The following is a 19692-nucleotide window of genomic DNA, read 5'->3' as shown; positions in this document are numbered from 1 at the left end:
AGGGTTTTTCATTTAGCGCTGTTATTTAATATTGTCTTTAAAAAAAGCGATTACTAATGCACCTTCACCACCATATGTTGAAATTAATGGTCCTGTATCTGTAAGGTAGGAGTCTTTGAATGAATATTTGCTTCGAATGTCGGATAGAACTTGTTTTGCACGTTCTGCGTCATTGCAATGTGTCATGGAGATGATTTTTTCTTCTGCATTCTTGGTATATTCACCAATCTGATCCACAAATCGTCTGATGGATTTTTTATCCCCACGTACTTTTTCTGCTAATTCAATCGCACCCTCGTCACTTGCACGCATTAATATTTTGATGTTCAATGTCTTTGCAATTTTCCCTTTCACCTTATCAAGTCTTCCACCAAGAACAAGATTTTCAAGCGTCTTTAATACGAATAGTGTGGTAGTCTGTTCTACACGCTCGCGCATATGTTTAACAAGTTCTTCAAAGGGATAGTCTTCATTAAGTTTGACGCTTGCCTCATGCAATAAAAGTGATATTCCGCACGATGCTGTTTTTGTATTAATTATTTCAATCTTGCGTTCTGGTTCCTCCTCAAGAAGCATGGTTTTACCAATTATAGCATTGTCATACGTACTGCTTAGTTCCTTTGATAAACTTAGCATTATAATAGGTATACTTGGATCTACTTCTTTATATGCGTCATAGAAGTCGTTCGGGCTTGGTGCTGCAGAACGTGGTAATTCCTTAAGTTCCTTTACTTTTTGATGATAACCTGCTAAATCTAATGTAACATCACTTTTATATTCCCCATCACTGAAATGTAAATAAAGTGGGACCACTTTTATATCGAGATTTCCATATAAGCGTTCAGGAATATCTGCTCCACCGTCTGTCATAAGTTGAATTCTCATGCCTTCACCTGCTTACGATTAATTTACTATATATTATATCAGCATTTTTACATTCTTAATATGAATATGAAGCTATTTTAGGTTTTTTCTGGAAATGGTAACCTTGGTCTTCCTCGATGTGCTCATAATAAATAGAAAGAGACCGAATATAACAATTGTACCACCCAATAATTGAGACCATGTCAGTGACTCACCTAGTATAAAATAAGCAAGTATACTAGCTCCAATCGGTTCGAAAACAATTCCCATGGAGATGGTGGATGCACTTAGCCATTTTAGTGACCAATTAAATAAGGTATGTCCCAAAAAGGTCGGTACAATAGCTAAAGCTAGGAAGATCCACCAATGATCTGTAGGATAGCCAAAGAATGGATTTTGCAGTACCAAATTATAGATAATTAATGTGATGGAACTGACACCGTAGACGACAAAGGTATATGTCATTAATGATAAATGCTTTCGTACACTTTGTCCGGATAAAAAATAGAATGTAACTGCAATCGCTCCGAGCAATGCCAAAATGTCGCCGAATAGTGCCATTCCACCCAGTTGAAAATCACCTACTCCAATGATCAAACTTCCGAATAACGCAATAAGCATACTAATAATAGTACCGTACGAAAACTTTTCCTGGAAAAATAAATAGGCACCAATGAAGGCGAAAATAGGCTGCATCGTTACTAGAACGACCGAGCTTGCTACAGATGTGTAATTTAAAGATTCAAACCATAAAATAAAATGCAATGCCAAGAATACGCCAGCAAGGATGGAAAGTATCCAATTCTTTCTCGATATGAAGCGGAATTCATGTCTATATTTTAATAAAACGATGGGTAACATAATCAGAACTGCAAATAATAACCTATAATTAGCAATGATGGCAGCGGGGGCCCCTGGTGCTAGCTTTACTAAGATAGCCGAAGTCGATACAGCAATTACACCAATAATAACAGCGGAATATGGATTAAATGGAGGGAGGCGCATGAAAAACATCCTTTGCAATTTGATGGTTAATCAATCTCTATGTAGTTATCCTGTCGAAATGTAATATAACTCATATATATGATAAATATTAATTTAATTTGAGGCTGAAATCTGATGGTATCATTAATTCTACCATGGTAAAAGAAAAATCATCAAGCCGCATAGTAGATTTAAATACAATATATGTGGTATGATAATGGAAGCATTAGTATTGAGGCCTCTTACCACGTATAGGTGAAGCCTTTTTTGTACTTTAATATGAATAAAATATAATGATACGAGATCGGTCATATATTCCCTTTTAAATAGCTGGTATAAACAAAAATAAAATAAGATTTCAGCATATCAGCGCAATTTTCAGTTCCACATCGAAGAGCATCCATGCTGTGAAAAATGGCGGAAATTGTAAATTCAGAAGGTTTTATCTGCATGTTCAGGCGGGAAATTATTTAAAGAATAAAGTATAAGAAAAACTCAAGGGCCTCTTTTGCGAATAAATTTTCACAAAAAAAAGGAGTCGACTATTAATTGACTAAATTTAACGAACTGGGTGTTTCAGCCCCAATTATGAAAGCTTTAGAAAAAATGGGATTTGAGGAAGCAACACCAATCCAGGCAGAGACAATTCCAATGGCAATGGAAGGTAACGATGTTATTGGACAAGCACAAACAGGAACAGGTAAAACAGCAGCATTCGGAATTCCGATGATTAACAAAATAGATTCGAAATTAAAGAAAATTCAAGGCTTGGTTGTAGCCCCTACAAGAGAGCTAGCAATTCAGGTTGCTGAAGAAATAAATCGATTAGCGAAATTTACAGGTGTTCGTGCATTGTCTATTTATGGTGGATCACCAATGGATCGTCAAATTCGCGCATTGAAGGATGGCCCACATATTGTGGTTGCTACTCCGGGAAGATTATTGGACCATATGCGTAGAAAAACAATCCGAATCGATGCTGTTCAAACAGCTGTATTGGATGAAGCGGATGAAATGTTAAACATGGGATTCATTGATGATATCCGCGATATTCTTAAGGGTATACCATCCGAACGTCAAACATTGCTTTTTTCGGCAACAATGCCGAAAGAAATCCGTAATATCGCTACTACATTGATGAAAACACCGAAAGAAGTCAAAGTAAAAGCGAAAGCAATGACGGTAGAAAATATTGATCAATATTTTGTTGAAATTCCTGAAAAGTACAAGTTCGATACGCTAAATAATCATATGGATATCAATTCACCTGATTTGGCAATCGTATTTAGCAGAACGAAAAAACGTGTTGATGAAATAACGGAAGGATTACAAGCAAGAGGATATCGCGCAGAAGGAATTCATGGAGATCTGACACAGGGTAAACGTATGTCTGTTCTGAATAAATTCAAAAGCGGTCGTGTAGATGTACTTGTAGCAACAGATGTTGCAGCACGTGGTCTTGATATTACTGGTGTTACACATGTGTATAATTTCGATATTCCACAGGATCCTGAAAGTTATGTTCACCGTATTGGACGTACAGGAAGAGCGGGACGTACCGGGGAAGCAATTTCCTTTATAACACCTCGTGAAATTGCTCATCTGCATTTAATTGAAAAAACGACCAACAGTAAAATGAAGCGATTAGTTCCACCAAGCAATCAAGATGCCCAAAGAGGTCAACAACAAGTAACAATTGATAAGATTGTTAAAACGATTAGTGATAAAGATCTGCAGCCTTTTCAGGAAGCAGCTAAAGAATTATTGGAAGACAATGATTCCATTACAGTTATTGCGGCAGCTTTGAGTATGCTGACAAAAGAACGTAGAGACACACCTGTCAGAATATCTTCTGTTGCACCAATTAGTATGAAGAAAGCACAAGGTTCTGGTTCTAAAGATAATAATCGTCGTTCGAACAACAAACGCGTTTATGGCCAGCGTAGTGGTGGTCAAGGTGGACGTAATCAAGGCGGAAGAAACCGTAAAGGGAACTTCCAACGCAGAAATCGCGATGAATAAAGAACAAATTTATATATAGAAAAGGCTCCTGATTTTTTTCAGGAGCCTTTTTTGTATGGTTTTAGTAGCTTCCGCTTTTGATTCGGCTAGCTACAGCGACCAGGGGCTATTGGACTTCCTTCACCTCTGTGCGCTTTTGATTCTTATAATCTGCTTAGTAACCCGAAGATAACTAATACGCCTAAAATAATCCAGAATATGTTTTTCCTTAGAGCTGTTGGGATACGCCTTTTATTGTTCCATCGGTTTGGGTTAAATTGAATGGAGTCATCTTCCTGGTATCGGCTTTTTCTTATGTTTCTCCATGGGGAGTATGGCTCTACTTTAGATAGAATTAATGGTGCTATCGCCAGCCCGCCAATTAAACCGAATAAATGAGCATAAACATTAATATTACTTCTCAAAAATGTCATTAATAAGGAAATACCTAGGATGGTTAGTACTATTTGTGAACTGCCATGGTCAATTAAATTTTTACGGAAGAAAGCCATAAAGGCATAAATTCCAAACAGACCGAATACTGCTCCTGAAGCTCCGAGATGAACATAGGATAATGGTTCAAGGAAGTAGGTTGCTATGTTTGCGATAATCCCAGTCCCCAAATATGCCAATAAAAATTTGTATTTGCCAAGCATTTGTTCAAGAGCGGGTCCGAACAATACGAGTGAAAAGGAATTAAATAAGACATGCATCAAATCTGCATGAAGGAAAATAGGTGTTACCAGCCTCCAATATTCACCCATTTCAATTAGGAAATTACTACCAATTCCCCATTGGTAAATGTCCCATCCGATTTGCAGTCCAAGTAAATTTCTAATTAGCCAAAGAAATAAGTTGATAACAACTATGGTAGATACGATGGGATAGTATTGCATAAATTCTTTTATACTTCTCTCATTTCGAATAAACAATTAAGGGGACCCCCTATACAAGAATGTTTGTTTTACCTTTATATATGACACTTTGAACATCTGATGAAAGTAAGTTACTATTAATATAATACGTAATATTCACCAATATGACCAATGTAAGATACTTGGCAGCTTCATAAATTTAGAAGAATGAAGGTAAAAAACAAATGATAAAAGGAATTGGCATGGACTTAATCGAACTGAATAGAATACAGGACAGTGTAGATAGAAACCAAAGATTTGCAGATCGTATTTTGACTAGAAATGAAAAGAAAGCATGTGACGGGCTTCCGACTTATAACCGTAGAATTGAATATATTGCCGGGAGATTTGCTGCAAAAGAAGCATTTGCTAAAGCGGCTGGTACGGGGATCGGGCGGCTTCGTTTTCAGGATATTGAAGTGCTGAATAATCCAAACGGTGCGCCTTTCTTAGTAGCAAAAGGTTATGAGGAATTGAAGATATTTGTTTCTATCACTCATAGCAAGGAGTATGCTGCGGCTCAAGTAGTTTTGGAAACTTAGTAAACTTTTGATTATTGCATAATTGACAAGGTTGTCTCATATATTTTAGTGCGGGTAGGAGGGAACGAAATGTATATTGTCACCGCAAAAGAAATGTACGATATCGATTATTACACAATGCATGAATTTGGATTCGATGGCAGGTTGCTGATGGGAAATGCTGGCAGGGCGGTTAGTGTTAAGTGGTGCAGACAGTTAGTGAAGATGGATTTGTTATAGCAAGGTCATTACTTGATAAAGGGCATTTAGTCCGGGTTATACAAATTGTTCTGGATGAAAAAAAAGGTACGCTCTATCATAAAAATTAATTATTAATTGGAATGGCAATATGTAAACTTTGTTGGAGAATTTTCTGCTATAAGAGAAATTGCGGGCCAATCAGATATAGTTATTGATGTCATACTCGGGTATTCGTGTAAAAGGCGATTTAAAGAAACTACTGTCTGAGTTTGTTGCAGGAATCAACGAATCTGATAGCAGTATTATTTCAGTAGATATACCACCCGGATTTTGTTTGCAGTTGAACGAGGATCTGGTCTCACCTTTTTGGTCGCAGATTTTACCTATGCATTTGCATTTGGTGCGCCGAAAAGGCAGCGTACATTTTGGGGAAGCGTAGTATTTTACTATGGAAATAGGAGAACATGTCTGTGGGATTCTTAAAATAGGCGCTTCGGAAATTATGGAACGAAGCGGAATTTCGATAGACAGTCCCTTCCTGTAGTATAAATGCTCGTAAAGACAGTCGCGGAAGCGGGTTGATTATTAGAAGAAATACAGAAATGCCAGGTACCCGGTTGGTATGAATGCGGATGGTGTTATATCACATGAAACTAATTATTGGTATCCAATAAAAATAACTTTATATCCAGGATAACTAACCATGCCTATCCAAAATTTATATTTCTTAGCTCTTGTCAGCACCGTTCCTTATTACGCTTGCATTGATTATTCAGAACCAAAGTAGTTTTGATGCTATTTGCAATGCCTGTTTTATTCATGGGAAATCAATGGATATACAGGTTAGCAAAAAGCACTTATATTATGAATAATGCCAACAGATGTAAATGATGGTATATCAAAAGTGTATCGTACAGGTTCTTGAAAATTGCGTGTGATGATGTTCCCTTTGTTAATCGAGACAAGGGAGATATGTCGATGAAAAAGATCTATGTTTATCGCGGGGCTTTTATTTTAGCCTTATTGATATTGTTGCTGGCAGCTTGTGGTGAAAAGTCACAGGAAGATGTTCTTGCTAAATTGGAAAAAAACATGGAAGAGATGACAGGGTATAAGGCCAAAGCCGAAATGGCAATGAATACGGGACAGGAAGAACAAAAATTCATTATTGAAATATGGTATCAACAGGAAGATTTTTACCGGGTAGCATTGGAGAACAGTCTTGATCAAAAGGAAAGCCAAATTATTCTTAAGAATGAAGATGGCGTTTTTGTATTAACTCCTGCACTTGATAAAAGCTTTAAGTTTCAAACGGAATGGCCGGAAAATAGCAGCCAACCATATTTGTATCAATCTCTTGTAAACGATGTATTAAAAGATACAGAAGCTACATTTGAGACGACTGAAGACCATTATATATTTAAAACAAAAACAAATTATCAAAGTAACAATAATCTGCCTTCTCAGGAGGTATACTTTGATAAAGACACGTACACCCCTGCGATGGTAAAAGTATTGGACAAGGACCAAAATGCATTAGTGGAAGTAAATTTCTCCAATTTTGAATTGGATCCGGCTTTCAATGAAGATGATTTTACGATGGAAAAAAATATGACAAGTAGTGATTCTGCTGACGAAGAAACATCTGGTCAGGTTCAAGAAACTGCTAGTGAAGATCTAACAGTGCTGTATCCTTTATTTACAGCTGGATCAGAGAATATGGAAAAGAAAGAAGTAGAACTGGAAAACGGAAGCCGGGTTATTCTGACGTTTGAAGGGGACAAGAATTTCACTTTAATTGAAGAAATTAATCATACGGCACCGGTTTTATCATCTCCACAAGAAGTGAATGGTGAAATCGTAAATCTGGGTAATACGATTGCAGCGCTTTCTGATAATACACTCGAATGGAGCTACAATGGGACAGATTTTACGTTGGCAAGTGATGAGCTGACAAGGGAAGAGATGATTCAAGTCGCACAATCCGTTCAGGGGCAGGTTGCAAAATAAATCAAAATATCAGGCAGGCTCGCTTTGTAAGTGAGGCCTGTCTTCTCTCGTTTCTTTAATTACTATGCATGATATAGATGGAATTGCATATATTTTACAGGAGTGTTTAAAGTTGATTATAGATCCATAAACCTTCTTCAGGTTCTAAGTTATCCATAAATAGTAACGTTTACCATGAGTAATAAATAATAAACGACAAAAACATGGTTTTTTATATAAAATCACCAGAACCCCTTTGCAAACAACCCAATTCAATGCTATGATTAAATAGAAATTTATATCGTTCGTTAACAGTTGTCGGAGGTGCATGGTTTTGTCAGAGAGCTTACAAGAAATCTTGGTTAAGTTACCAAAAAACCTACTGAATGAGGTGGATGGGTTAATGAAATATGAAAATAGCGATTTAAGCGATTTTATATGTAAAGCAACAGAAAGCTACCTAAACCATAAGAAAGAGGAGCATATCCAAAGATTTCAAGAAACGATGCAACGCGGGTATGAAGAAATGGGCCGTATTAATTTAACGATTGCTTCAGAAGCCTTTCAAGCTGAAGAGGAGGCTGAAAACACCCTAGAGCGCTCTGTGATCGGGGTGTAATAATTTGATCGTTCAAAGAGGCGAGGTCTATTTCGCTGACTTATCCCCTGTAGTTGGATCAGAGCAGGGAGGCGTACGCCCGGTACTGATCCTTCAAAATGATATTGGTAACCGCTTCAGCCCGACGGTTATCGTTGCAGCAATTACTGCGCAGATCCAGAAGGCTAAATTGCCAACCCATGTAGAAATCAATGCCAAGCGTTATGGATTTGACAGGAATTCTGTAATTCTGCTCGAGCAGATTAGAACATTGGATAAGCAACGCTTAACTGATAAAATAACAAAATTAGATAAAGAAATGATGGATAAAATTAACCAAGCTGTGGAAATCAGTCTTGGACTCAAAGATGTATACAGTGGCAATTAACTACTACCCTTCTCCTATGAGAATGGGTTTTTTTATGATTTTTAATAAAAGAAGGTTTAGAAGGATAAATCATAGGGTAAATATAAATGGTTATTTGATTTTATCAACTACATATCATTCTTACTTAAACGTCCGATTCAAGGTAAATGCTCATCAATACAGGTGATTGTAAAACTTTTTGGTAGATTATTTGTATGGTACAATATCTAAAAGGCTTTTTATAAAAATAATTATAAAAACACCATTGGGGGTAAAGAGATGGATGCTAGATTCAAACAGCTAGTCATTGATAATAGTGATTCAATTGTACAAAAATGGATGGATGAAATTGATTCGTTGAAATCGGGAAATTATACGGCGACAATTTCTGATGAATTATATGAAAGCACAAACCGTGAATTTGTTAATGTAATATTTACAAGCATACGTAATCAAGGGTCTACGAAGGCTGTTGAAGATTTCTCTGAAAAAATAATCAATCTAGGTTGGCCGTTAAGTTATATTACAGATGGGTTACAGGTTTTCAGAAGAGTATCAACAGACTATTTGCTTACACAATCCGATCAAGTGGATTCCGACTATTTCTCCAATGTATTAACAAGTGTGGATAATTGGGTAGAGCCGATTATTCGTGAACTAGTTAATGAATATTCCGGGAGCTGGGAGCATATTTTATCCCTTCAACGATTAGCATTACAGGAACTATCCGCACCGCTGATCCCAGTTATGGAAGGTATAACGATTATGCCGCTTATTGGTACGATTGATACAGAACGAGCAAAATTAATCATGGAAAACTTACTAGAGGGAGCAATTAAACATAATTCGGAGGTTGTATTAATTGATATTACCGGAGTACCGGTGGTCGATACAATGGTTGCCCATCATATTATTCAAGCTGCAGAAGCGGTAAGGTTAATAGGTTCGACGTGCATTTTAGTCGGGATACGTCCGGAAATTGCACAAACCATCGTTAATCTAGGAATAGATTTGAGTAACTTCCCTACTAAAAGTTCCTTGAAAAAAGGATTCACAAAGGCTCTGGAAATTACCGGACGTCAAGTTGTAGACATAGACGTGAAACAGAATAATATTGAACAAATTATGGATTCTATAAGAGGAGAGTGAAACTGATGCGAATTCCAATACTCAAGTTGCACAATTATCTGCTTATCTCTATTCAGACGGAAATTGATGATCAAACCGCTATTCAGTTTCAGGAAGATCTACTGGATAAGATTCATAAAAGTGGAGCGTCAGGAGTAGTCATAGATTTAACATCTGTCGATATCATAGATTCGTTTATTGCAAAGGTTTTAGGTGACGTAGTTTCAATGTCAGATTTAATGGGGGCAAAAGTAGTTTTAACTGGTATTCAACCTGCTGTCGCAATGACTTTAATCGACTTAGGTATACATTTGCAAAATGTACCCACAGCTTTAGACCTTGAACAAGGGCTAGTAAAGCTGCACCAGGAATTGGGGGTATAAGCATGGAGCCACAATCCTGTGTAAACATTAATAAAGAGTGGGATATAGTAGGAGCAAGACAGCTTGGGCGAGAGATGGCCAAGAAGCTAGGATTTGGCACGGTCGATCAGGCTAGGATTGCTACCGCGGTATCCGAATTAGCTCGTAATATATACTTATATGCTGAACAAGGTCAAATTTGCTTTGAGGTTATAGACAACATAGAACATCGAGGTTTATGTATGACGGCGGTAGATTCAGGACCTGGAATTTCTGATATCAGTCAAGTTATGGAAGATGGATATACTACTTCAGGTGGGCTAGGCGCAGGACTCCCGGGTGTCAGACGTTTAATGGATGAATTTGATATTGAATCAGAAATCGGAAATGGAACTCGAATAAAGACGATAAAATGGGTTCGCTAAATACAGGAAGTGATCAGGTGTTTGTTTTTATTGTGCAAACACCTTTTCTGTAGAGTTTTATCCTGTTATTTAATTTTTTAGGGGGATATGAATGGAAGAAGTTATAAGCAAAAATGCGAAGAATTACAAAGAGTTATTGAAATACTATTTAACATCACAGGATGAACAGTCACTCTATGGTGTAGAGAAGGTTAGTAAAGAATTTATAAAAAACCAAATTTTGCCAGAGGAGATAGTGAACCTTCATATTCAGGCGATGGCGGAAATAAACCCTGACCTTAGTGAACAATATAAACATTCCATGAATTTCCTACTAGAAGCCATGATTTTTTATGGACTAGCAATGCAAGAAATTCCATTGTTAAGAGAAGAAAGGCATTTACTCAAATCAGAAATATCGGTAGCTGCAAATATGCAAAAAACCCTATTAGGAACAAAGAAGCCCACCATTGAAGGTTTGGATATTGGCATTATTAGTGTCCCGGCTAATCAGATGAACGGTGACTATCATCATTTTGTGAAAGGGAAAAACGGTTCCTTAGGTATTGCTATAGCAGATGTGATTGGTAAGGGAATCCCTGCTGCATTATGTATGTCGATGATTAAATATTCCATGGATAGTTATCCGGAAGAATCAATGAGTCCTAAATCAATTTTGAAAAATCTGAATAGGGTTGTGGAACGGAACGTGGATCCAAGCATGTTTATCACAATGTGTTATGCGCATTATATGCCTTCAGAAAGTAAACTTCGCCTTTCTTCAGCTGGTCATGAGCCTGGATTTTATTATAATTCGCAAACGGATACCTTTCAGCAAATTGAAACCAAAGGGCTAGTGTTGGGTGTGTCACCGGATACGGAATATAATGAATATGAGATAGACATTAATAAAAATGATATGGTCATTTTACTTACTGATGGTGTAACGGAGTGCAGAGATAGCGACAGATTTATTGAAATTCAGGAAGTACTCGATATTATAAAGAAATATGCCGATTTACCTGCACAACAAATGGTGGAAAGTGTTTATAAACATTTTGAAAGATTGCAGGATTTTCAGTTGAGAGATGATTTTACTTTATTGGTTTTAAGAAAAGATGTTTAAGGGTTCGTTTTAACGGGAAACTACTCTTCATGAGGAATGTTAGGATAAATACAAATATGAATATCGTATCTACTGTTTGATGTAGGGAACTCTACATAATTACTATTGTATGAGGAGGTATAAAATGAATTTAACAGTAAAAGTTGTGGAAGGAATTGAAAAGTCGATACTAAATGTAGCAGGTGAAATAGATGCATATACTGCCCCAAAGCTGAAAGAAGCTTTACTTCCGTTGACTAAGGTGGATGGAAGAATTGTAGAAGTAGATATGGAGAATGTTAATTATATGGATAGTACTGGATTGGGAGTTTTCATAAGTGCCCTAAAATCCACGAAGGAAAGCAATTCCACATTAACATTGATCAATTTACAAGATAGAGTACATCGTATTTTTGAAATTACAGGTTTGGACGAGATTATGGATATAAAAGCAACGATTCGAGGTGGAAATGAGTAATGGAAAGATTTGATTTTATCGAAATTAAAGTCCCTGCTAAAGCTGAATATGTGGGTGTTGTGCGTTTAACGATGTCTGGCATTGCAAATAGAATGGGTTTTCCCTATGAAGATATTGAAGATTTGAAAGTCGCAGTATCTGAGGCCATAACAAATGCAGTTAACCATGCCTATAACGAAGAGGATCAAGGTGAAATAACCATTGGGTTCGGTGTATACGAAGATCGTATTGAAATTATGATTGCTGATCATGGCGGTAGTTTTAATTTAACAGAGATAAAAAATGGCACAGGTCCATATAAAAATAGTGAACCGGTTGAAACTCTTAGAGAAGGTGGTTTTGGATTATTCCTAATTGAGGCTTTAATGGATGAAGTCAAAATCAATAATAGCTATGGTGTTATCGTTTTGATGACAAAATATGTTAGCGAAAAAGAGGTGGACATCGATGGCGACCAAGTCTCAACCACATAATAGAGGTGGAGATGAGGTTTACCAATGGATTGAATATCTCCAAAAAGAGCCTAAAGATGAGGAAATCCAAGAAAAGATTGTACTTACCTATAAAGACTTGGTTGGATCACTAGCTCGAAAGTATTCTAAAAACAGTGCGATTCATGAAGATCTAGTACAAGTAGGAATGATCGGTTTATTGGCTGCAGTCAGAAGATATGATCCAACATTTGGTAAATCATTTGAATCCTTTGCAATCCCAACCATTATAGGCGAAATAAAACGATTTATTCGTGATAAGACATGGAGTGTACATGTGCCTCGTCGTATAAAAGAATTGGGCCCAAAAATAAAAAAAGCAGTTGATGAGTTAACGACGATGAATCAGGAATCTCCAACAGTTAGTGAGATTGCTGATTATTTGGAAGCGTCAGAAGAAGAAATACTGGAAACAATGGAAATGAGCAAAAGCTATAAAGCTCTATCCGTAGACCGAAAAATTGAAGCTGATTCAGACGGTAGTACGGTAGCAATTCTTGATTTAGTAGGAAATAATGAGAATGGTTATGAGAATACCGAACAAAGAATGATGCTTGAGAAGATTCTCCCCATTCTATCTGAACGTGAACAAGAGATATTAGAGTGCACGTATTTTAAAAATATGAGTCAAAAAGAAACAGGCGAGTTGCTAGGTATTTCCCAAATGCATGTATCGAGATTACAAAGACGCTCACTCAGAAAACTTCGCGAAGCAATTCAGTCTGAAAGCTCGGAGGTTTTCGATTGAATTCCCAAAATAGAGTAGAGGTTTCTGTCTTTCAAAAACCGAAAAAAGGGAACTATCAATGCGGAGATAGCTATTTTTATACAGAAACTGAAAATGAATTTGTATGCGTAATCGCAGATGGACTGGGTAGCGGAGAGTTCGCAAAGGAATCTTCCCAAATCGTTATCGATATTATTAAAAGTAATATTCATGCTACTGTCGAACAGTTGGTGAAAGTATGTAATTCGCAACTAATCGGAAAACGCGGGGTAGTTGTGGGGATCTTAAAATTGGATTTCAAAAATCATATTTCTTCCTTTTCTTCCATTGGTAATATCGGACTAATGTCTATAACAGATGAGAAGTTGAAAAAACGTAATATTCCCATCGGTGGATATTTAGCTGGATATCATCGGTCGTTTAAGGTAATGAAACAGAAACTGGAATCAAATATGAATTTTATTATGTTCTCTGATGGTGTGCAGGATAAAGAATTATCGCAATGCTTCTTTACCAACAAGAGCGTGGAGAGTATTACAAAAACATATGAGCAGTTGAGTGATAAAATCAGAATGGATGATACCACATTAATTGCTATGAGATATGTAGCCGAATCACCTAAATGACTGACAAGATGTCGGTCTTTTTTTGTTTTGGTTTTCGATTATATAGCTGATTGGGAAAACATAATTATTTTTGGTAAACTAGATTGGTACATGAAGGAGGAACAACCGTGGAAGAACAGTTAGATCAAAATCTTATTAAATGGGTTTCCAAAGAAACAGAAGTTAATACAAATACAGTTAAAAAAGTGATTGCATTATTGGACGAGGGTAATACGGTCCCTTTCATTGCAAGATATCGTAAAGAATTTACTGGCGGTCTTGATGAAGTGCAAATTAAATCTGTACAGGACAAATGGCATTATGCGGTTAATCTTTCTGATAGGAAGCAAGAAGTGCTCCGAATCATTGAAGAACAGGGGAAATTAACTGAAGATCTCGAAAGGGAAATAAATCAGGCAACACAGCTTCAACGTGTGGAAGATTTGTACCGTCCTTATAAACAGAAGCGGAGAACCAAGGCAACCATTGCGAAGGAAAAGGGGCTGGAGCCACTTGCAGAACTGATTTGGAAGCAATCTTCACCATTTGAATTGGAAAAGGAAACGGAAAAGTACTTTTCCGAAGAGCATGAATTACATACAGTTGAAGAAGTTCTTTCGGGTGTAAATGACATTATTGCAGAATGGATTTCTGATGACGCTGAATATCGCGATTATATTCGTGAAGAAACCTTTAAACGGGGAACAATCCAGTCAGAAGTAAAAGATAAAGAAAAAGACGAAAAAAGTATTTTTGAAATGTACTATGATTACAGTGAGTCTGTCCGTTCCCTTGTGTCCCATCGTATTTTAGCATTAAATCGTGGAGAAAAGGAAGATATTCTTAAAGTGGTAATTGAACCACCCACAGAACGTGTAACCCAATTTCTTAAGAAGAAAGTGATAAAAAGAACGACCGACGAAAAGTTGGCCGAGATTTTAACGAATGCATTAGAAGATAGTTATAAGCGGCTGATTCAGCCATCGATTGAGCGCGAAATTCGTAATAACCTAACAGAAAAGGCTGGAGAACAGGCGATAGAAGTATTCTCCATTAATCTTAAAAATTTATTGTTGCAGCCACCATTAAAAGGGAAAACAATCCTTGGAGTTGATCCAGCTTTTCGGACAGGATGTAAACTGGCTGTCATCGATGAAACAGGAAAAGTCCATGAAGTTGATGTCATGTATCCAACCGCACCAAAAAATGACACTGTTGGATCTGAAAAAATGGTCATGAAATTAATAGAGAAGTATCAGATCGAATTGATAGCAATCGGAAACGGGACAGCATCACGTGAAACCGAACACTTCATTTCCGAAGTCATTACAAATAATAAGCTAACGATTCCTTACATTATTGTGAATGAAGCAGGAGCAAGTGTTTACTCGGCTTCAGCTTTGGCTCGTGAAGAGTTTCCTGATTTGCAAGTAGAGGAAAGAAGTGCCGCATCTATTGCGCGTAGGGTTCAGGACCCATTAGCGGAGCTAGTGAAAATTGATCCAAAATCGATTGGGGTTGGTCAATATCAGCACGATGTAGCTCAAAAAGCGTTAAATGAATCGTTAACATTTGTAGTAGAAACAGCTGTTAACCAGGTTGGAGTGAATGTTAATACTGCTTCATCTTCCTTGTTGCAATATGTAGCAGGTCTAAGTAAAACAGTCGCTAACAACATTGTGAATAAGAGAAATGAAGAAGGAAAATTCACAGACCGAAAACAATTAAAGAAAATACCAAGACTTGGTGCGAAAACATATGAACAGGGAATTGGTTTCTTACGGATCATTGATGGAGATAATCCACTGGATCGAACACCTATTCATCCGGAGAGCTATATCAATGCGAAGAAGTTGTTGAAAATGCTCGATTGTGGGTTATCTGACATTGGTTCAGAAAAATTGCGAGATAAGATGAATAGTCTGGATAAAAGTGAAGTCGCAGCAAACTTGGAAATCGGTGAACCGACTTTAAAGGATATCATGGATGCACTGAGTAGACCGGAGCGAGATCCTCGTGATGATTTTCCACAACCACTGTTGAAGCAAAACGTAATGACGCTGGAAGATTTGAAACCGGGTATGGAGATGCAAGGAACCGTTCGTAATGTCGTTGATTTTGGAGTGTTCGTTGATATTGGTGTGAAGCAAGATGGACTTGTGCACATTTCCAAAATGGCAAATAAATTTGTGAAGCATCCGATGGATATTGCTTCAGTTGGAGATGTTGTTACCGTCTGGGTAGAACAAATTGATGCGAATAAAGGGAGAATTGCTCTTTCGATGGTTAAAAGTGATAACTAAATAGAAAAAGGCTGATTACTACGCAGTAACCAGCCTTCTTTAAAAACAATAAAAATAAGCAGTCCAAGGATTTCCCAGGACTGCTTATTTTTTAGCATTAAACTAACTCTTCGTTAGCAGCTTCCACTTCACTCATCGGAATACTTAATGCATCCGCTACGCCTTTACCATAAGCTGGGTCGGCTTTATAGCAGTTATTAATATGACGAAGTTGAGTTTGTTTGGTAGTACCTTCCATAGCACGTGCAGTGTTTTCAAATAATCTTTGTTGTGCTTCATGACTTTGTAATCTAAATAACTTACCTGGTTGTTCAAAATAAAGATCATCATCTTTATCGAAGTCATAGTAATCTACATCCGCACTAAGTTTTAATGCAGGTTCTTGATGTTCCTTACTATCTTGCCATTCCCCATAGCTGTTCGGGCTGTATGAAACCTGTCCTCCGCCATATGGTTGAACTCTCATGGCACCATCGCGATGGTATGGATGGAAGTTTTCCACATTTTTTGGATAGTTAACAGGAATTTGCCAGTGGTTAACACCTAGGCGATAACGTTGTGCATCCCCATAGGAGAATAGTCTAGCTTGTAACATTTTATCTGGTGAGAAACCAATACCAGGAACAATGTTTGTCGGAGCAAAAGCAGCTTGCTCTACTTCTTCAAAATAGTTCTCTGGATTGCGATTTAATTCCAATTCGCCTACTTCGATAAGTGGGAAATCGCCCTTGTACCAAACTTTAGTTAAATCAAATGGGTTATAAGGCATATTTCGTGCTTCTTCTTCCGTCATTACTTGAATGTACATTTTCCATTTCGGGAAGTTACTTTTTTCGATATTTTCATATAAATCTTTTTGATTACTTTCACGGTCTTTACCAACGACTGCTTCCGCTTCCTGGTCAGTTAAGTTTTCAATGCCTTGTTCTGTGTAGAAGTGGAATTTAACCCATGTACGCTCATTGTCTGCGTTAAACATGCTGTATGCATGGCTACCGAAAAGGTTCATATTTCTAAACGTTTTTGGAATTCCACGGTCACTCATGACAATACTAACTTGGTGAAGAGCTTCCGGGAGGTTTGTCCAGAAATCCCAGTTAGCTTCCGGGTTATGCATATTTGTTTTTGGATCACGTTTTACAACATGGTTAAGATCAGGGAAACGTTTAGGTTCACGGAAGAAAAATACTGGTGTATTATTCCCAACTAAATCCCAGTTACCTTCTTCTGTGTAGAATTTCAATGCTGTTCCGCGAATATCACGTTCGTCATCTGCTGCCCCACGTTCACCGGCAACAGTTGAAAAACGAGCAAACATGTCAGTTTTCTTACCGACTTCAGAGAAGATACTAGCTTTTGTATATTTAGTAATGTCATTCGTTATTGTTAAGGTACCATAAGCACCAGATCCTTTTGCGTGCATCCGACGCTCTGGAATTACTTCTCTATCGAAATGCGCCATTTTTTCTAGGAACCAATAATCTTCCATTACTAATGGACCTCTAGGGCCAGCAGTTTTTGAATCATCATCATTCGGTACTGGAGCACCGAATGCAGTGGTCATTTTCTTTTTATTTAGGTTTTTTTCACTCATAATTAGTATCCCTCCTATTTATTAAATACAATAATTATAATAACACAATAATTACCAGATTACTATAAATGTAGTTAGTTAATGTCGGTAAATTTTCAACTATAAAATCAAAAAATGCTTTGACAGCACAACCTCATAAAATAATTAACCTAACCATTACGTTCATCTTAGCAACCAAATAGAATAAGAAGTTACATTTTATAAATAAAGATATTATCAATTGAGATAATTAATTGAGAAAAAGATAGAAGAGAAGATTTATAGTGAAGTGAGCATGAGTGGGAAAGAACAGTACAAAAGCTTAAAAGTCCTTATAATAAATACATATTATGTAGGAGCGTAAGATACCATTATAGATATTGTATGGTAAAATAGATGCAAATTAAGATATAAGGAAGTAATTTTAAAATGGCATTACTAGAAGAGAAGGCTTTATTTGAACTGGTAAATAAACTATCGGAAACATATTTTCATAAACCGTACCGGCATGATGTACGCTTCAATCATCGTTTAAGAACAACTGGAGGCAGGTATATTCCTGCTAAAAAGTTAATTGAATTGAATCCAAAGTATGCAACGGACATGGATGAACATGAGTTTATGGGCATTATTAAACATGAATTATGTCATTATCACCTTCATATAGAAGGAAAAGGATATAAGCATCGTGATAAAGACTTCCGAAACCTTTTAAAAGAGACCGGGTCACCGAGGCATTGCAACCCACTACCAACTGAAAAGATAGAGTATAGATATAAGTATCAATGTAATAAGTGCCATCATGTTTATAATAGAAGGCGGCGAGTTAATGTAGGAAAGTACAGGTGTGGAAATTGCCATGGGGAATTAATCTACCAGAAGTAATAATGGTAAACGTAGTTATTGTAAAAAAAATGTAATAATCCATTGACGAAAAATGTCATCCATGTTAAATTAAATAAGCTAACAAATTAACTCTGTTATGAGTTAGCATGCACGGAAGTAAGAGTTGACAATCAAATGAATTTATTGTATTCTATTTCTCGTTGCCATAATTATTCTTTGATAAATGATTTCAGGCAAAATGATTATTATTATTCCACAGTAGCTCAGTGGTAGAGCAATCGGCTGTTAACCGATCGGTCGTAGGTTCGAATCCTACCTGTGGAGCCATATGGAGAAGTACTCAAGTGGCTGAAGAGGCGCCCCTGCTAAGGGTGTAGGTCGTGTAAGCGGCGCGAGGGTTCAAATCCCTCCTTCTCCGCCATTTTATTTTTGGCCCGTTGGTCAAGCGGTTAAGACACCGCCCTTTCACGGCGGTATCACGGGTTCGATTCCCGTACGGGTCATCTTTCTTTTAAATAAAAAATAGTTAGGTCCGGTAGTTCAGTTGGTTAGAATGCCTGCCTGTCACGCAGGAGGTCGCGGGTTCGAGTCCCGTCCGGACCGCCATTAGTTGGGCCATAGCCAAGCGGTAAGGCATCGGGTTTTGATCCCGTGTACCCCAGGTTCGAATCCTGGTGGCCCAGCCATTTTATTTATAAAAGAAGTAAATACTATTTAAAGAATAGTATTTTTTTATTCCTGAATTCCATAACTCATTTTACATGAGCCATTAACTGGCCGTTTGCATCAGCGAAATAACGACTATGTGCAGGGCTACGAGGAGTGCAACATCACCGAACATTCTTGCAACACGATGAGCACAATAATGTGCGCTCTCGTTAATTTAAAGGAAACTCATTTTACATGAGCCATTAGCTCAGTCGGTAGAGCATTTGACTTTTAATCAAAGGGTCGAAGGTTCGAATCCTTCATGGCTCATCATTTACTTGAATCAGGCTCTAGTGTCCATTGCGGACGTGGGAGTTCAACTCCCTTCATTAATGTATCATTTTAGAGCTTTGGTTAAATAGTATTGATCATACGCGGTCGTGGCGGAATGGCAGACGCGCTAGGTTGAGGGCCTAGTGGGTGAATAACCCGTGGAGGTTCAAATCCTCTCGACCGCACTTTCTTCAAAAAAACGTTTGCTATCTTCATTAGAAAATGTTACATTTAAGAGGTTCGCTTTTAA

Annotated in this window: 20 protein-coding genes and 7 tRNA genes; 23 read left to right on the top strand and 4 right to left on the bottom strand. The window is 37.4% G+C overall.

The features are described from left to right. Window positions 1-21: 21 nt before the first annotated feature. Together ACHABU_RS13845 and ACHABU_RS13840 are read right to left on the bottom strand one after the other, a co-directional pair. On the bottom strand, window positions 22-885 hold the full coding sequence (locus ACHABU_RS13845) for a DegV family protein (protein ID WP_435765487.1): 864 nt from the start codon (window positions 883-885) through the stop codon (window positions 22-24). Between the two features lie 72 nt (window positions 886-957). Further along, complete coding sequence (locus ACHABU_RS13840) at window positions 958-1869, bottom strand: DMT family transporter (RefSeq protein ID WP_435765486.1); 912 nt, start codon at window positions 1867-1869, stop codon at window positions 958-960. A 528-nt stretch (window positions 1870-2397) separates the two neighbouring features. Between ACHABU_RS13840 and ACHABU_RS13835 the strand changes: the two genes are divergently transcribed. After that, window positions 2398-3870 (top strand): DEAD/DEAH box helicase, encoded by a 1473-nt coding sequence (locus ACHABU_RS13835; protein ID WP_435765485.1) that lies wholly within the window; start codon window positions 2398-2400, stop codon window positions 3868-3870. A gap of 143 nt (window positions 3871-4013) precedes the next feature. Here the strand turns inward: ACHABU_RS13835 and ACHABU_RS13830 are convergent, their stop codons facing one another. After that, window positions 4014-4781 (bottom strand): rhomboid family intramembrane serine protease, encoded by a 768-nt coding sequence (locus tag ACHABU_RS13830; RefSeq protein WP_435765484.1) that lies wholly within the window; start codon window positions 4779-4781, stop codon window positions 4014-4016. Window positions 4782-4948: 167 nt separating this feature from the next. On the opposite strand from ACHABU_RS13830, the gene acpS reads away from it, so the two are divergent. The 14 genes from acpS (at window position 4949) to ACHABU_RS13760 (ending at window position 16042) form a co-directional block, all read left to right on the top strand. After that, complete coding sequence (acpS, locus tag ACHABU_RS13825; RefSeq protein ID WP_435765483.1) at window positions 4949-5305, top strand: holo-ACP synthase; 357 nt, start codon at window positions 4949-4951, stop codon at window positions 5303-5305. 69 nt (window positions 5306-5374) lie between these two features. Next, window positions 5375-5524 carry a hypothetical protein gene (locus ACHABU_RS13820; RefSeq protein ID WP_435765482.1) on the top strand — a complete coding sequence of 50 codons (150 nt, stop codon included), beginning with the start codon at window positions 5375-5377 and terminating at the stop codon, window positions 5522-5524. Between the two features lie 939 nt (window positions 5525-6463). Continuing rightward, on the top strand, window positions 6464-7495 hold the full coding sequence (locus tag ACHABU_RS13815; RefSeq protein ID WP_435765481.1) for a LolA family protein: 1032 nt from the start codon (window positions 6464-6466) through the stop codon (window positions 7493-7495). Window positions 7496-7808: 313 nt separating this feature from the next. Next, window positions 7809-8093 carry an antitoxin gene (locus ACHABU_RS13810; RefSeq protein WP_379497824.1) on the top strand — a complete coding sequence of 95 codons (285 nt, stop codon included), beginning with the start codon at window positions 7809-7811 and terminating at the stop codon, window positions 8091-8093. Window positions 8094-8097: 4 nt separating this feature from the next. Next, on the top strand, window positions 8098-8460 hold the full coding sequence (locus ACHABU_RS13805) for a type II toxin-antitoxin system PemK/MazF family toxin (protein WP_379497823.1): 363 nt from the start codon (window positions 8098-8100) through the stop codon (window positions 8458-8460). Window positions 8461-8718: 258 nt separating this feature from the next. Beyond that, window positions 8719-9588: an RsbT co-antagonist protein RsbRA gene (locus ACHABU_RS13800; protein WP_435765480.1), complete on the top strand. Its 870-nt coding sequence runs from the start codon at window positions 8719-8721 to the stop codon at window positions 9586-9588. Window positions 9589-9593: 5 nt separating this feature from the next. After that, a complete protein-coding gene (locus ACHABU_RS13795; RefSeq protein ID WP_435765479.1) occupies window positions 9594-9950 on the top strand; it encodes an STAS domain-containing protein in 357 nt (118 codons plus the stop codon). A gap of 2 nt (window positions 9951-9952) precedes the next feature. Beyond that, window positions 9953-10354, top strand: a complete 402-nt coding sequence (locus ACHABU_RS13790) for an anti-sigma regulatory factor (RefSeq protein ID WP_435765478.1) — start codon at window positions 9953-9955, stop codon at window positions 10352-10354. Between the two features lie 91 nt (window positions 10355-10445). Next, window positions 10446-11459, top strand: coding sequence for a PP2C family protein-serine/threonine phosphatase (locus ACHABU_RS13785; protein WP_435765477.1), 1014 nt, complete (start codon window positions 10446-10448; stop codon window positions 11457-11459). Between the two features lie 124 nt (window positions 11460-11583). Continuing rightward, window positions 11584-11916, top strand: coding sequence for an STAS domain-containing protein (locus ACHABU_RS13780; protein WP_435765476.1), 333 nt, complete (start codon window positions 11584-11586; stop codon window positions 11914-11916). After that, window positions 11916-12389: an anti-sigma B factor RsbW gene (rsbW, locus tag ACHABU_RS13775; RefSeq protein ID WP_435765475.1), complete on the top strand. Its 474-nt coding sequence runs from the start codon at window positions 11916-11918 to the stop codon at window positions 12387-12389. Before ACHABU_RS13780 ends, rsbW begins: the two co-directional genes overlap by 1 nt. Beyond that, a complete protein-coding gene (gene sigB / locus ACHABU_RS13770; protein ID WP_435765474.1) occupies window positions 12364-13155 on the top strand; it encodes an RNA polymerase sigma factor SigB in 792 nt (263 codons plus the stop codon). Before rsbW ends, sigB begins: the two co-directional genes overlap by 26 nt. Further along, the gene (locus ACHABU_RS13765) at window positions 13152-13760 is read left to right on the top strand and encodes a protein phosphatase 2C domain-containing protein (protein WP_435765473.1); all 609 of its coding nucleotides are present in this window, start codon (window positions 13152-13154) and stop codon (window positions 13758-13760) included. The genes sigB and ACHABU_RS13765 overlap by 4 nt, the downstream gene beginning before the upstream one ends. 107 nt (window positions 13761-13867) lie before the next feature. Then, the gene (locus tag ACHABU_RS13760) at window positions 13868-16042 is read left to right on the top strand and encodes a Tex family protein (RefSeq protein WP_435765472.1); all 2175 of its coding nucleotides are present in this window, start codon (window positions 13868-13870) and stop codon (window positions 16040-16042) included. Window positions 16043-16139: 97 nt separating this feature from the next. On the opposite strand, the gene ACHABU_RS13755 is transcribed toward ACHABU_RS13760, so the two are convergent. After that, window positions 16140-17636, bottom strand: coding sequence for a catalase (locus tag ACHABU_RS13755; protein ID WP_435765471.1), 1497 nt, complete (start codon window positions 17634-17636; stop codon window positions 16140-16142). A 408-nt stretch (window positions 17637-18044) separates the two neighbouring features. Between ACHABU_RS13755 and ACHABU_RS13750 the strand changes: the two genes are divergently transcribed. From ACHABU_RS13750 to ACHABU_RS13715, 8 genes are all read left to right on the top strand, one after another. Beyond that, window positions 18045-18500, top strand: a complete 456-nt coding sequence (locus tag ACHABU_RS13750; protein WP_435765470.1) for a SprT family protein — start codon at window positions 18045-18047, stop codon at window positions 18498-18500. Between the two features lie 213 nt (window positions 18501-18713). Further along, window positions 18714-18788 (top strand) — tRNA-Asn (locus tag ACHABU_RS13745). A gap of 3 nt (window positions 18789-18791) precedes the next feature. After that, a tRNA-Ser gene (locus tag ACHABU_RS13740) sits at window positions 18792-18882 on the top strand. A gap of 10 nt (window positions 18883-18892) precedes the next feature. Next, window positions 18893-18964 (top strand) — tRNA-Glu (locus ACHABU_RS13735). A gap of 26 nt (window positions 18965-18990) precedes the next feature. Next, window positions 18991-19067: transfer RNA gene (locus ACHABU_RS13730), tRNA-Asp, on the top strand. Between the two features lie 5 nt (window positions 19068-19072). Next, window positions 19073-19147 (top strand) — tRNA-Gln (locus ACHABU_RS13725). Window positions 19148-19366: 219 nt separating this feature from the next. Next, window positions 19367-19439: transfer RNA gene (locus tag ACHABU_RS13720), tRNA-Lys, on the top strand. A 104-nt stretch (window positions 19440-19543) separates the two neighbouring features. Further along, a tRNA-Leu gene (locus ACHABU_RS13715) sits at window positions 19544-19627 on the top strand. Window positions 19628-19692: the final 65 nt, after the last annotated feature.

The sequence above is a fragment of the Oceanobacillus sp. CF4.6 genome (assembly GCF_051262635.1).
In the GTDB taxonomy this organism is placed as follows: Bacteria; Bacillota; Bacilli; order Bacillales; family Amphibacillaceae; genus Oceanobacillus.
Note: the sequence above shows the minus strand (reverse complement) of the source record. Positions and strands in the feature narration are given on the sequence as shown.

What these genes read in the sequence shown, in the direction of transcription:
- ACHABU_RS13845 (WP_435765487.1), bottom strand. Translation starts at nt 885, where the DNA reads ATGAGAATTCAACTTATGACAGACGGTGGAGCAGATATTCCTGAACGC.
- ACHABU_RS13840 (WP_435765486.1), bottom strand. Translation starts at nt 1,869, where the DNA reads ATGCGCCTCCCTCCATTTAATCCATATTCCGCTGTTATTATTGGTGTA.
- acpS (WP_435765483.1), top strand. Translation starts at nt 4,949, where the DNA reads ATGATAAAAGGAATTGGCATGGACTTAATCGAACTGAATAGAATACAG.
- ACHABU_RS13820 (WP_435765482.1), top strand. Translation starts at nt 5,375, where the DNA reads ATGTATATTGTCACCGCAAAAGAAATGTACGATATCGATTATTACACA.
- ACHABU_RS13815 (WP_435765481.1), top strand. Translation starts at nt 6,464, where the DNA reads ATGAAAAAGATCTATGTTTATCGCGGGGCTTTTATTTTAGCCTTATTG.
- ACHABU_RS13800 (WP_435765480.1), top strand. Translation starts at nt 8,719, where the DNA reads ATGGATGCTAGATTCAAACAGCTAGTCATTGATAATAGTGATTCAATT.
- ACHABU_RS13795 (WP_435765479.1), top strand. Translation starts at nt 9,594, where the DNA reads ATGCGAATTCCAATACTCAAGTTGCACAATTATCTGCTTATCTCTATT.
- ACHABU_RS13790 (WP_435765478.1), top strand. Translation starts at nt 9,953, where the DNA reads ATGGAGCCACAATCCTGTGTAAACATTAATAAAGAGTGGGATATAGTA.
- ACHABU_RS13785 (WP_435765477.1), top strand. Translation starts at nt 10,446, where the DNA reads ATGGAAGAAGTTATAAGCAAAAATGCGAAGAATTACAAAGAGTTATTG.
- ACHABU_RS13780 (WP_435765476.1), top strand. Translation starts at nt 11,584, where the DNA reads ATGAATTTAACAGTAAAAGTTGTGGAAGGAATTGAAAAGTCGATACTA.
- rsbW (WP_435765475.1), top strand. Translation starts at nt 11,916, where the DNA reads ATGGAAAGATTTGATTTTATCGAAATTAAAGTCCCTGCTAAAGCTGAA.
- sigB (WP_435765474.1), top strand. Translation starts at nt 12,364, where the DNA reads ATGGCGACCAAGTCTCAACCACATAATAGAGGTGGAGATGAGGTTTAC.
- ACHABU_RS13755 (WP_435765471.1), bottom strand. Translation starts at nt 17,636, where the DNA reads ATGAGTGAAAAAAACCTAAATAAAAAGAAAATGACCACTGCATTCGGT.
- ACHABU_RS13750 (WP_435765470.1), top strand. Translation starts at nt 18,045, where the DNA reads ATGGCATTACTAGAAGAGAAGGCTTTATTTGAACTGGTAAATAAACTA.